Genomic DNA, 12,558 nt, shown 5'->3' on the forward strand with positions numbered 1-12,558 from the left:
GTGTTGATGAGGCGAAAAGTTAGTTCGTTTTATTTCGAGCAAATACTAGAACATCACCACTTTTTCCAAAGAGTAATAACTGGTTCTGGTTTTGTTGCCAGGAGCGGTAGTCCTCTAAAACGTTCAAAAAATCTTTTTCGATAAGGTTTCGTTGATTTTCAAGGCACATTTTGCGAGTGCTACCAATTGGACCTAAAACAATTGCACCTTTGCTATCTTCTTTGAGGTTTGAAAAAAAGTGATTGCATCCGGTAGAACCAGAAAGTAGATTTTTCGAGGCATCAAAGTCGATAAAAATATGGTCTGGACTCGTTATTTCGGGAATCGTTCTAAATTTGATTTGGCCATTTTGAGGGGGGAGATTCCAACGTACTAGGGTCCAATGGCCATTTAACGCATTTAATGGAGGGGATGAACAGACATTGCAATCGGGGAGGACAGAAGTGCAAGAAACCAAGAAAAATAAGGCTGAAAAGGCAGATAATCTGGAGAAAATACTCAAAAAAGACTTTTTTAATAAAGAAGTGTTTGTCGTCATATTGGTTTTACGCTAAAATAGTATGCTTTCCGGCTAAGTAATATTACTGAGACCATTATGCAACTGAAATTTTGCAGATGCCAGTGAAGATTGATAGTTCAGTAATTGTTTAGTTTGTCCTGGAATCCGATTAATTTTTTGATTTATTTTAAGGAAATACTTATGGTCGTTATTCGACTTGCTCGTGGTGGTTCTAAAAAGCGTCCTTTTTACAGCGTAGTTGTAACTGATAAGCGTAATCGTCGTGACTCTAATTTCGTAGAGCGTTTAGGCTACTACAATCCTCGTGCAATCTCAACAGAACAAGGTTTTCGTGTTGCTCAGGATCGTTTGACATACTGGACTGGTGTAGGTGCTGAAATGTCTCCAACTGTTAAGCGTTTAATCAAGCAACATAAAACTGTAGCTTAATTTTATATTTAGTTCGGATCGTGGTGGAGCCAACTGTTGGTCCCCATAAGATACTCAGGCCAATTTGATTAAACCATCAGTTGGTCTGTTGCAATTTTCTCCCGTAACTAATTTATTCTTCGTCAATTGACAATCGAATCTAAAGATACATTACCCGCCGACTTAGTAGAACTTGGTACGGTGATTGATGCCTATGGTATTCGGGGTGCATTGAAGGTTAGACCTTTTTCGGATGATCCTGTAGCATTATTGAAAGCTAAGGAAGTATGGATTCGACATCCTCGAGATCCACAAACTTTAAAAAATTATCAGGTTTATACCTCACGTAATCATAGTGGTACCATTCTTTTAGAGCTCGTAGGGTTAAACGATCGAGAACTCGTGCTGAGTCTGAAATCTGCTGAAATCTTAGTTTCTCGCAAATCATTTCCAAGTCTTAGCCAAGATGAGTATTACTGGTCTGATTTAATTGGTCTTCAAGTGATCAACCAGCATCAAGAATCCTTTGGTAAGGTTACGGAATTAATGGAGAATGGCGTACAGTCAGTCCTAGTGATTGAAGATGATGCAAAAAAACAACGTTTAATTCCTTTTGTTGCTCCGTTTATTCTCGATGTTTTTTTAAAGGATACAGACCAGCCAAGAATTGTCGTTGAATGGGAAAATGACTGGTAATAATCTTTGTAAGGTATTTTTTTACAAGCATTGTTGCGCAATAGTTTAACGAGCTTGAGGGTGTGTTCATGCGGTTTGATGTAATCACTATTTTTCCTGAAATGTTTGAAGCTATCACCCAATATGGTGTTACTAGTAGAGCGTTTTCGAAAGATATTTGCAGGTTAAATACCTGGAATCCGCGTGACTTTACTACGGATCCTCGCAAGACCGTCGACGATAGGGCTTACGGAGGTGGTCCTGGCATGGTCATGATGGCGGCTCCCTTAGAAGATACCCTACAGGCAATCCATAGCGATATTTCTAAGCAATTCACCGTTAAAAAAGGCCCCACCGTTTTAATGTCTCCCCAAGGTCGCGTCTTTAATCAAGAGTTATCTCGGGAACTATGTCAGTTGGAGCAGATTACATTGGTTTGTGGCAGATACGAAGCAGTAGATCAGCGCTTCATTGATCAACACGTTGATTTTGAATTAAGTATCGGTGATTATGTGGTGTCAGGTGGCGAGTTACCCGCTTTAGTTGTGATGGATAGCTTGATTCGTTTGCTGCCAAATGCCCTTGGGGATGCGAATTCTGCCCAGCAAGACAGTTTTAGTGAGGGGCTTTTGGACTGCCCACATTACACGAGGCCTGAAAATTATAAAAATATTTTAGTACCGGGGGTGCTTTTAGGTGGACATCACGGTAGAATAGAGGATTGGCGTCGCAGTGAAGCATTAATTGCGACCCAAAAGAGGCGTCCTGATTTAATTGTGGCGGCTCGAAATAAAGGGTTGTTGAGTAAAAAAGATGAGAAAGTTTTGCAGGAATTTCTACAAACCCAATCATCTCAGCTTGGCAAGTAACTGTTAATCGTATCCTCTTACGGGTCCCGAATCGCGATAGTATTTGATTCACAAGGGAATAAAACGTCGTAAAGATACATAAGGAAATCTATGAACTTGATTGAAAAAATTGAGCAAGAAGAAATTGCTCGTCTAACTAGTAATAAAGTAATCCCACCATTCGCTCCTGGCGATACTCTCATCGTGAGCGTAAACGTAGTTGAAGGTACACGTAAGCGTGTGCAGGCATTTGAAGGCGTAGTGATTGCAAAACGTAATCGTGGCTTAAATTCCAGCTTCATCGTTCGTAAAATCTCTTCAGGCGAAGGTGTTGAAAGAACATTCCAAACTTACTCTCCTTTAATCGCAAGTATTGAAGTTAAACGTCGTGGTGATGTACGCCGTGCGAAACTTTATTACCTCCGTGAGCGTTCTGGTAAATCAGCACGTATTAAAGAGAAGTTGGTTTCTCGTACTAAAGTGGCTAAGGTTGCAGCAACTCCAGCTCCATAAGCTCGAGTTAACTACTAACTTAAAAGTCATTCAAACAAAAGCTCCTTGGTTAATCACCACGGAGCTTTTTGTTTTGTAAAGTAGTCAAGCGATTAAAGATTCCTTATAATCATCTTATGCGACCTAGAGTTCCCAAGTATGACCCCCAATTAGTACCAATCTTGGTACCTTCCTTAGATACTCCTGCCATTGACGAGAAATTTCTGAATGAGTCGGCGCTTCGCCAACGATTTACAAAACATTTCGAATGGGCTCCAGAACTAACCGATGAGTCCCGCATGTCGATCGCCTACCTCGATACTTACGAGAAAAGGATTGCGGGAGTCTTAGTGCCACTTGTAAATATGAATGATGAAATTCATGTGTTGTTAACGCAACGAGCCGCACACTTAAATGATCATGCTGGTCAGATTAGCTTTCCTGGTGGGCGAAAGGAAGATGCAGATCTTGATATTCAAGTGACAGCACTTCGAGAAGCACATGAAGAAATTGGTCTTCATCCCACGCATGTCGAAATTTTAGGGGCTTTACCCGACTATCATACGATTACTGGCTATCAAGTCACACCAGTAGTGGGCATTGTCAAGCAAGCTAGTACTTTTGCTTCGGACACCAATGAGGTGGATGAAATTTTTATGGTTCCTCTTGCTTTTTTAATGAATCCCGCAAATCATCAAATACGTCAACGAACGACCGAAGAGGGGAGTCGAACTTTTTATGCGATGCCCTATGAAAATCGGTTTATCTGGGGTGCCACTGCTGGCATGTTAAGAAATCTGTATCACTTTTTAAGGGCGGCTCACCAATGACTTTTTTCTCGGTGTTATTTGCGTTGTTTGCTGAGCAATATGTTCCTGTAGGAAAAGACCACTGGGTCATGAGAATGTGTCGTAATTGGGTAAAAAAAGTCCCTAATTTTTGCGATACCGGCGAAGCAGATGCCGCGAAGATTGCCATTGCAATGCTTTTAATTCCTCCGGTATTCTTGGTTTTTGCCGTACATCTTTGGTTAATTTTTAATCAGCCTCTATTCGCATTGTTTTGGAATGTGACTATCGTATATTTTTTTATGGGTTTTAGACAGTTCAGTCATCATTTCACCAGAATTCAAGAGTTACTGAATAATCGTCAAATTGAATCTGCTAGAACTGAATTGAGTGCCTGGGTTGGACCTAGTTTAAACACTGAAACCTTAACAGAGTCCGAAGTGGTTCGACACACCCTGGAACGTTCTATTTTGGCAGTTCACTCGCATGTCTTTGGGGTATTTTTTTGGTTTTTAGTACCAATTGGTCCTGCGGGTGTCGTGATGTACCGTTTGACTTTAATGGCTCAGGAAACTTGGAAATTCGGCAATGCCAGCCCAGTCTTGATTGAGCATATCAATAAATGGCGTTATTTAATTGATTGGGTACCGACTCGATTGACGGCTATCGGCTTTACGATTGTCGGTAATTTTGAGAAAGCAGTTTACGCGTGGAGATTTCATCAGCAAAAATGGGATAACCAATCTGCCGCAATTCTAATTGGTACTGGGGGTGGCGCATTGGGTGTTCAACTAGGCGAACCCTTAGCTCAGCTTGGTAGTTTAGAGGCCATTCAATTGGCGGAAGAGGGCGTTCTGCCTGTGCAAGAGTATGGCATGCTACCAGTGCCAGCCCATCTCGCCTCGGGGGCCTCATTGGTCTGGAGAGCGGTAGTTCTCTGGATGATTCTTTTAGCGATGCTTTCGATTGCTATTTGGTTGTAAGAATATTACCAACCTCATCCTATTTATTGGGTCTTTCTAACACCTGAGTGCTGGCATTCCTTGTTTCATGGACTAATTGTCGGAATAGATTCAGGCGCTGAGATGATATTTTCCCCAAGCCAACTGCTGTTAAAACTGCACATTCTGGTTCATGCAGATGTGTGCAATTATTGTATTTACAATGGCCTAGATAAGGGCCAAATTCTGTAAAAGCGTGTTGAAGTTCACTTTCTGAAATATGCGCTAACCCAAATTCTTGAAAACCTGGTGAGTCAATCAATGCTCCCAACTTACCATTTGCACTACCCCATTCAGATGGCAAGTCATAATATCTGCAAGCGGTTGTGGTGTGTTTGCCAGTGTCTAGCTTAATGGAGTGCTCACGTGTTTGCGCTAACGCAGTAGGAATCCATTGATTGAGAAGGGTTGATTTCCCCATGCCTGATTGCCCCACTAATACGGAAACTTTACCAGCTAGATGAGATCTAATCGCCATTAAGCTTTCCGGTGAAGACTTGGCTGATATTTCATGGATGGGGATGCCTAATTGACGATAAGGTGTAAGAAGTTCTCTTGCCTTTGCCAATGATTCACTTAAATCAATTTTATTTAATAAGATCCGAAATTCGATTCCGTCATGTTCTGCTGCAATGGCAGCTCTACCTAATAAATCAGGTGAAAATGCGGGTTGGGTTGCTAATACCAGGATGACTTGATCGACGTTAGCCGCGATTGACTTTGATCGAAAAGCATCCGATCGAAAGAGTAAATTTTTTCTTGGTTGTATTTTTTCAATGACCGCTTGATTATTTGAGGTTTTGGTCAGCGTCAATCGATCACCTACTGCAGCTAAGTGTTTTTTCCCACGGCTATTGACCTCCCAAAACTCTTCCTCACCGGAGGGGAGCTTTGCGATGGATCTAGCAATATAATTTCTGCCAAAAGAGGCGATTAAAAGTGAGTCAATGACCTCATTTGGCATGGATTAACTGATTACCTGAGTGACAACTGGTAAAGGTGCTCGATCCGAATTGGCGCTGGGGGATGCGAGTCATAGAAAGCAGAATACCAGTGATCAGGAGTTAATGTCGCTGCGTTATCTTGATAGAGTTTAATCAATGCTTTGATCAATTCATTCGCATCAGTTTTTTCTGCGGCAAAGGCATCCGCTTCAAACTCATGTTTGCGCGATAACAAACTAGAAAGCGGTGTAATAAAAAAGGTAAATACTGGCGTGACCAAAAAGAATAGGGCCAAAGCTAAGCCAGCATTATTTCCGTTGAGTGATGGTTCTACCCCTAAACCCTCATAAAACCAAACTTGATTCATTAACCAACCTAGGAGTGCTAGACCAGCTAAAGTAGTTACAAATGTCATAGCCATTCTTTTACGAATATGATTTTTTTTGAAATGCCCAAGTTCATGGGCAAGTACTGCTTCGATTTCTAAAGGGGAAAGTTTTTCAATCAGCGTATCAAAAAATACGATTCGTTTACTTTTGCCGATGCCAGTAAAGTAAGCGTTACCATGGGCGCTTCGCTTACTTCCATCCATGACAAATAAACCATTACTAACAAAACCACAACGGTTTAATAAAGCCTGAATGGAATCTTTTAATGGGCCATCCTCTAAGGGAATAAATTTATTAAAGAAGGGTGCAATCCAAATCGGAAATACCAAAGTTGCAATGAGGATAAAACTCACCATCGTTACCCATGCAAAAATCCACCAATAATCTCCAGCTTTTGACATGAGGGTTAGCACGACCCATAACAAAGGAACCCCAATACAAAGACTGAGAAGGATGTTTTTGAAAAAATCGATAAAAAATAATTTTTTATTCATTCGATTAAACCCAAATTTTTCTTCGAGATGAAATTGGCGATACCAAGCGAATGGTAAATCAATCGCACTCGATAAAATACTAATCCCTAAAATCAAACTGATTTGTTGCCAAACACCCGCAGATAAAAAATCGAGTAACTTTAAATGGACGGCATATAACAAGCCAAACATGGTGAAAACTAATAACATTGCTTGCGATAGGGCGATTTCCAGCATACCAAAACGTAATTTAGCCACGGTGTAGTCCGCAGCCTTCTGATGGTTTTCTAAAGTCACCTTTTCTTCAAAGCCTTTTGGCACCTCACCTCGAAATTGAATGACCGATTGAATTTGACGATTTGCCAAGATAAATTGGATAAATAGTCCGAGAAATAAAAAAAGAAGGAAAATATAGGTAAATATCATTTAGTAATTATAAGAGCGAGAGAGAAATTGAACACAGAATTGAAAAAAGACCGTTTAGTTTGGTTGGACATGGAAATGTCTGGCTTAGACCCAGAGAAAGAAAAAATCTTAGAAATCGCCATTCTTATTACCGATGGTGAACTGGAAATTGTTGCAGAAGGGCCAGTATTAGTGATCCATCAAAGTGATGAAGTATTGGATGGAATGGATGCTTGGAATAAAGGAACCCATGGTAAGTCAGGGTTAATCGATAAAGTGAAGGCTTCTTTGATTTCAGATGAGCAAGCACAGAAGATTTGTTTAGATTTTTTGAAACAACATGTTAAACCAAACACTTCACCGATGTGTGGCAACACGATTCATCAAGATCGTCGTTTTATGGCAAGGTATATGCCAGAACTTGAAGAGTATTTTCACTACCGTAATATTGATGTTTCGACAGTAAAAGAGTTGTGTAAGCGCTGGCAACCCCAAACCGCAAAATTGTTCACTAAAAAACAAGCCCACACGGCCTTAGCCGATATTGTCGAATCAATTGAAGAGTTACGCTTTTATCGGGCTAATTTTTTCCGGTCACCTGAAAGCTGAATACATTTCTATCGGGCCAAAATATTACCGAGGCCGAAGCGCTGATTTGGGACGAAAGGCTTTGACGATTTCTTCGTTGGTTTCGATATAGGGGCCACCGATTAAATCGATACAATATGGCACCGCCGCAAAAATTCCTGAAACCATTGATTTTCCAGCTTCATCCTTGAGACCCTCAAGGGTTTGAGTAATCGCTTTGGGTTGGCCTGGTAAATTAATCATGAGTGCAGCATGATCCTGGATCTCTCGCAACGCGCCTACTTGCCTCGATAAAATGGCAGTAGGGACAAAATTCAAACTGATTTGACGCATTTGCTCTCCAAAGCCAGGCATCTCCCGCGTGGCAACCGCTAGGGTTGACTCGGGGGTTACATCCCGCCGACTAGGGCCAGTCCCGCCAGTGGTTAATACTAAGTCACAATGACAGGTATCAATCAATTCTTTGAGGCAAGCTTCGATTTGTTCTTTTTCATCAGCAATTAAGCGCATTTCGAAGGTGATTGGATTTTGAATTGCTTTTTCAAGCCAATTTTTTAAAGAGGGGATTCCTTCATCTTGGTATACCCCAGAACTGGCTCGGTCCGAAATAGAAATTAAGCCAATCTTGACCGATTCAAGCGATAATATTTGTTGTGCTGTTGTGTCTGACATTAGGGGAAATCTTTCTGCTTTAGGGCTAATCTAAATTTATCGTTATGATATTCGAATGACAAAAAAAATATTTACTTATTCAAAAGAACAATTCCAACAAATTATAAAAGATACGCTCTCTGATGCGAAAGCCTTGGGAGCGACTGATGCTGCCGTCGAAATATCTGAAGGTCATGGTTTGTCGATTAGCACTCGCTGTGGAGAGATTGAAACCATTGAGCAAAGTGTCGATAAATCGCTCGGCGTTAGTATTTATTTAGGACAAAAAAAAGGCAATGCTAGTACCAGTGACTTTTCCGAGGCCTCCTTAAAAAGAACTGTCCAAGCAGCCTACGATATTGCTAGATTTACCGCCGAAGATCCTTTTGCTGGTCTGGCAGAGGGAGATTTATTGGAACTTTCTCCAAAGGACTTGGATTTGTTTCACCCTTGGGAGTTATCGGTTGAGGAAGCAGTCGAAATTGCCCGTAAAGCAGAAGATGCTAGCTTTGCCGTGAGTAAAAGAATTACGAATAGTGATGGTGCAACCGTAGCTTCGAATCAAGCCCATTTTCAGATGGGAACTACTAAAGGCTTTTTAGCCGGTTACCCATTCTCAAGACATTTTATTTCTTGCGCGCCCATCGCTAGTCAGAATAAAAAGTCTGGCAGTGTGATGCAACGTGATGATTGGTATACCTCTTCCAGAATCCCACAGGCACTTGCCAAACCAGAAGAAATTGGAGCGTATGCGGCCAAGCGGGCTTTATCTCGATTAAATGCCCGTTCTATTAAAACGCGGAAATGCCCTGTAATTTTTGAAGCACCTCTTGCTGCCGGTCTTCTCGGCAGTTTTGTGCAGGCTGTATCAGGTGGTTCTTTATACAGAAAATCGAGTTTTTTATTAGACTCACTGGGAAAACAAGTGTTTCCTAAGCATATTCAAATCGATGAGGATCCTCATCGCCCAAGGGAAACTGGTAGTACGCCTTTTGATGATGAAGGTGTCAAAACTAAACAAAGAGTCGTCGTTGATGACGGTAAGTTACAAGGATATTTCTTGTCTACCTATTCGGCTAGAAAATTAGGCATGCAAACGACGGGTAACTCTGGCGGCTCTCACCATTTAAAGTTGCGCAGTAATTTGACTCCGCTAAATCACACCTTAGATGACTTATTGAAACAAATGGGTACTGGACTTCTGGTTACGGAAGTAATGGGACAAGGCGTGAACTATGTAACAGGCGATTACTCACGGGGTGCTTTTGGGTATTGGGTTGAAAATGGACAAATTTGTTACCCCGTTGAAGAAATTACTATTGCTGGGAATCTGAAAGATATGTTTATGAATATTGCGACCATCGGTGGCGATGCCTTGGTTCGCGGAACCAAAGAAACAGGCTCAATCCTTATCAACGAAATGATGATTGGCGGTAATTAAGGAGCCAGTTTAGTTCCTAGGCGAATCACCTGGGACGCGTTGATAAGTAATAAATGAATAGGCAGGGTATGTTTTACCTGCTTGATCAGGTTGAGCCAGATGATGTTCTTGAGGATGATCTTCTTTCGCCACAATGTGCCAAGAGTTATCTAGGCTTGGGAAAAAAGCATCACCATCCACCTCAATATCTACTTCAGTAATGATCAATTGGTCGACCAGTGATAAAGCTTGCTCATAAATTTGTGCACCGCCAATGATAAACACCTCTGGTGCATCTTGGCATGCTGCAATCGCAGCTTCCAATGACGAGAAACACTCAGCACCTGCTAAATCTAGTCCCGTTTGGCGAGAAATCACGATGTTTCTTCGGTTTGGCAACGGTCGACCTAGCGAGTCCCAGGTTTTTCTACCCATTAGGATGGGGTGACCACTGGTGATTGCTTTAAAGTGCTTTAAATCGGCTGGAAGGTGCCAAGGTAGTTGGTTATTGATGCCTATAACACCAGACTTTGAGCGGGCAACAATAATGCTAATTGTCAAAATGTTGTCCTAGATGGCCACAGGCGCTTTGATTGCCGGGTGACAGGTGTAGTTAATCACCTCAAAGTCTTCGAATTCATAATCAAAAATGGAGTCAGGATGGCGCTTGATCACTAGCTTGGGCAACGGGTAGGCCTCTCTGGAGAGTTGCAAGTCGACTTGTTCTAAGTGATTCAGGTATAAATGACAATCGCCACCGGTCCAAACAAAATCACCCACCTCTAAATTCGTTTGTTGAGCAATCATGTGGGTTAATAAAGCATAGCTAGCAATATTAAAAGGTACTCCTAGGAAAATATCAGCACTGCGTTGATACAACTGACAGGATAATTTGCCATCAGCTACATAGAACTGGAAAAATGCATGGCAGGGTGCCAAGGCCATTGAGGGAATATCTGCCACGTTCCACGCGGAAACAATTAATCGTCTGGAGTCTGGGGTTTTTTTAATTTGGTCAATTAACTGACTAATTTGATCAATATGTTCGCCATTTGCAGTTGGCCAAGAGCGCCACTGGTAACCATAAATGGGGCCAAGTTCACCATTTTCTTGAGCCCATTCGTTCCAAATTGAAACACCACGTTCTTTAAGCCAATTATTGTTGGTACTGCCTTTGAGAAACCAAAGGAGTTCATAAATAATGGACTTCAGATGAACTTTTTTTGTGGTAACCATTGGAAAACCTTTGGATAAATCAAAGCGCATTTGATGTCCAAAGACCGAAAGGGTACCTGTACCAGTTCGGTCTGTTTTCTTAGTACCATGTTCTAAAACATGGCGCATCATGTGTAAATAAGAGTCCATGACTTATTCTAATTGATTAACCAATCTCTCATGGAGAAATCAATCAAAAGTAGGGGTTTCCACGCCTAAGACTTTATGTAATTTAGGCGAGGTAGTGGTGTACTGTAAATGGACTTTTTTATCAGGATACATATACTCTTTAGCCGCAAAAGCTGCCAAAGCTGCTTCATGAAAGCCTGACAAAATGAGTTTCTTTTTACCTGGATAAGTATTGATATCACCCACTGCATAGATGCCAGGAATGTTTGTCGCAAACTTTTCTGTATCGACCACGAGTTGTTTACGTTCAATATCAAGCCCCCAGTCTGCAATCGGACCGAGTTTTGGCGATAAGCCAAAGAACACAAGCAACATATCCAAGGGGAGGCGACGCGTAACGCCATCAGCTCCTGTTAATTTAATGTGGGATAACTGTTCACCATTTTGCTCAAAGCCAGTAATTTGTCCGACTTCAAATTGCATTTCATACTGTTCACAAAGTTCTTTCATCTTTGCCACAGAAGCAGGGGCTGCTTTAAAGCCGTCACGACGGTGAATCAAAATCACGCTCTCTGCTTTACCAACAAAATTGAGAGTCCAATCAAGTGCTGAGTCTCCACCACCAACAATCACGAGATTTTTACCTGCAAATAAGTCAGGATTTTTTACGCGGTAAAAGAGTTGTTTATTTTCAAACTGCTCAATGCCATCCACTTTAATCGTTCTTGGTTGGAAAGAGCCAACACCTGCAGCAATAAAGATCGTCTTTGTTAAAAAGCGAGTGCCGAGTGAAGTAACTAATTCAAAACGACCATCTTCCTGCGGGGTGACTTCAACCACTTCTTGATTGAGATGAAAGGTTGGACCAAATGGTTCGATTTGCTTTAACAAATTATCCGTTAGCTCCTGACCCGTACAAACAGGGACGGCAGGAATGTCATAAATTGGTTTGTCTGGATAGAGTTCTACGCATTGACCACCTACGACAGGTAAAGAATCAATGACATGGGCCTTGATTTCTAAGAGACCTAATTCGAACACCTGGAAAAGTCCGACTGGACCTGCGCCAACAATGACAGCTTCAGTTTCGATTAAATCAGTTGAATTGAATGGAGAGGTGTTGAGTTCTGACACGAAATATTTCCTAAATAGACAAAATAGTAAACAATTTGCTTAATTTAAAGCAAATTGTAGATCTATAAATATGGGTACCTACTTAAGCCCAAATTAATATTTGGGCCGCTCGAGAAAAAGTCTTAGCGAATGAGTAGCGCAAGCTTATTTTTAACATCCTTAAACTCTTCAGCTTCCGGCAATGAGCCCTTCGATTTAGTAATCGATTTCCATTGACGGGAAAGTTCAGTATTGATTTTAATAAACTCTTGCTGATCGCCAGGAACGTCATCTTCGGCGTAGATTGCATTCACAGGACATTCTGGAACACAAACGGCACAGTCGATACACTCGTCTGGGTCAATCGTTAAAAAATTAGGACCTTCTCTGAAACAGTCGACCGGACAAACATCTACACAGTCGGTATATTTACATTTGATACAAGCTTCGGTGACAACGTAAGTCATTTGATGTATAAAGTGTGTTAAAACGATTATTT

At 41.4% G+C, this 12,558-nt stretch carries 16 protein-coding genes; 8 read left to right on the forward strand and 8 right to left on the reverse strand.

Features of this window, described 5'->3' with window-relative positions:
- Nucleotides 1-19: 19 nt before the first annotated feature.
- Entirely contained in the window at nucleotides 20-538 is a 519-nt protein-coding gene (locus B8983_RS03080; protein WP_084282566.1) for an META domain-containing protein, read from the reverse strand.
- 162 nt (nucleotides 539-700) lie between these two features.
- On the opposite strand from B8983_RS03080, the gene rpsP reads away from it, so the two are divergent.
- From rpsP to B8983_RS03110, 6 genes are all read left to right on the forward strand, one after another.
- Nucleotides 701-949, forward strand: a complete 249-nt coding sequence (rpsP, locus tag B8983_RS03085) for a 30S ribosomal protein S16 (protein ID WP_084282568.1) — start codon at nucleotides 701-703, stop codon at nucleotides 947-949.
- 126 nt (nucleotides 950-1,075) lie between these two features.
- Nucleotides 1,076-1,624 (forward strand): ribosome maturation factor RimM, encoded by a 549-nt coding sequence (gene rimM / locus B8983_RS03090; RefSeq protein ID WP_159460797.1) that lies wholly within the window; start codon nucleotides 1,076-1,078, stop codon nucleotides 1,622-1,624.
- Nucleotides 1,625-1,692: 68 nt separating this feature from the next.
- On the forward strand, nucleotides 1,693-2,472 hold the full coding sequence (trmD, locus tag B8983_RS03095) for a tRNA (guanosine(37)-N1)-methyltransferase TrmD (RefSeq protein WP_084282572.1): 780 nt from the start codon (nucleotides 1,693-1,695) through the stop codon (nucleotides 2,470-2,472).
- 90 nt (nucleotides 2,473-2,562) lie between these two features.
- Nucleotides 2,563-2,964: a 50S ribosomal protein L19 gene (gene rplS / locus B8983_RS03100; RefSeq protein WP_084282575.1), complete on the forward strand. Its 402-nt coding sequence runs from the start codon at nucleotides 2,563-2,565 to the stop codon at nucleotides 2,962-2,964.
- 116 nt (nucleotides 2,965-3,080) lie between these two features.
- Nucleotides 3,081-3,773 (forward strand): CoA pyrophosphatase, encoded by a 693-nt coding sequence (locus B8983_RS03105; protein ID WP_084282577.1) that lies wholly within the window; start codon nucleotides 3,081-3,083, stop codon nucleotides 3,771-3,773.
- Complete coding sequence (locus B8983_RS03110) at nucleotides 3,770-4,714, forward strand: CobD/CbiB family protein (protein WP_084282579.1); 945 nt, start codon at nucleotides 3,770-3,772, stop codon at nucleotides 4,712-4,714. The genes B8983_RS03105 and B8983_RS03110 overlap by 4 nt, the downstream gene beginning before the upstream one ends.
- 19 nt (nucleotides 4,715-4,733) lie before the next feature.
- On the opposite strand, the gene rsgA is transcribed toward B8983_RS03110, so the two are convergent.
- Both rsgA and B8983_RS03120 read right to left on the reverse strand, forming a co-directional pair.
- Nucleotides 4,734-5,696, reverse strand: a complete 963-nt coding sequence (gene rsgA, locus B8983_RS03115; protein WP_084282581.1) for a ribosome small subunit-dependent GTPase A — start codon at nucleotides 5,694-5,696, stop codon at nucleotides 4,734-4,736.
- 11 nt (nucleotides 5,697-5,707) lie between these two features.
- Nucleotides 5,708-6,964, reverse strand: a complete 1,257-nt coding sequence (locus B8983_RS03120; protein WP_084282583.1) for a M48 family metallopeptidase — start codon at nucleotides 6,962-6,964, stop codon at nucleotides 5,708-5,710.
- Between the two features lie 27 nt (nucleotides 6,965-6,991).
- Between B8983_RS03120 and orn the strand changes: the two genes are divergently transcribed.
- Entirely contained in the window at nucleotides 6,992-7,552 is a 561-nt protein-coding gene (gene orn, locus B8983_RS03125) for an oligoribonuclease (protein WP_255372795.1), read from the forward strand.
- A gap of 24 nt (nucleotides 7,553-7,576) precedes the next feature.
- Here orn and mog read toward each other — a convergent pair whose 3' ends face one another.
- Nucleotides 7,577-8,203, reverse strand: coding sequence for a molybdopterin adenylyltransferase (gene mog, locus B8983_RS03130; protein WP_084282585.1), 627 nt, complete (start codon nucleotides 8,201-8,203; stop codon nucleotides 7,577-7,579).
- A 55-nt stretch (nucleotides 8,204-8,258) separates the two neighbouring features.
- Between mog and pmbA the strand changes: the two genes are divergently transcribed.
- Complete coding sequence (pmbA, locus tag B8983_RS03135; RefSeq protein ID WP_143736078.1) at nucleotides 8,259-9,623, forward strand: metalloprotease PmbA; 1,365 nt, start codon at nucleotides 8,259-8,261, stop codon at nucleotides 9,621-9,623.
- 9 nt (nucleotides 9,624-9,632) lie between these two features.
- Here pmbA and B8983_RS03140 read toward each other — a convergent pair whose 3' ends face one another.
- The 4 genes from B8983_RS03140 to fdxA all read right to left on the reverse strand — a co-directional run bounded on the left by B8983_RS03140 (nucleotide 9,633) and on the right by fdxA (nucleotide 12,526).
- On the reverse strand, nucleotides 9,633-10,166 hold the full coding sequence (locus tag B8983_RS03140) for a dihydrofolate reductase (RefSeq protein WP_200806863.1): 534 nt from the start codon (nucleotides 10,164-10,166) through the stop codon (nucleotides 9,633-9,635).
- A 6-nt stretch (nucleotides 10,167-10,172) separates the two neighbouring features.
- Nucleotides 10,173-10,967 carry a thymidylate synthase gene (locus B8983_RS03145; protein ID WP_084282589.1) on the reverse strand — a complete coding sequence of 265 codons (795 nt, stop codon included), beginning with the start codon at nucleotides 10,965-10,967 and terminating at the stop codon, nucleotides 10,173-10,175.
- A 39-nt stretch (nucleotides 10,968-11,006) separates the two neighbouring features.
- Nucleotides 11,007-12,080: an NAD(P)/FAD-dependent oxidoreductase gene (locus B8983_RS03150; protein ID WP_084282591.1), complete on the reverse strand. Its 1,074-nt coding sequence runs from the start codon at nucleotides 12,078-12,080 to the stop codon at nucleotides 11,007-11,009.
- A 122-nt stretch (nucleotides 12,081-12,202) separates the two neighbouring features.
- Complete coding sequence (gene fdxA, locus B8983_RS03155) at nucleotides 12,203-12,526, reverse strand: ferredoxin FdxA (RefSeq protein ID WP_084282593.1); 324 nt, start codon at nucleotides 12,524-12,526, stop codon at nucleotides 12,203-12,205.
- Between the last annotated feature and the right edge of the window lie 32 nt (nucleotides 12,527-12,558).

Origin of the sequence: Polynucleobacter kasalickyi, from assembly GCF_900176405.1 — a bacterium.
Lineage (GTDB): Bacteria > Pseudomonadota > Gammaproteobacteria > Burkholderiales > Burkholderiaceae > Polynucleobacter > Polynucleobacter kasalickyi.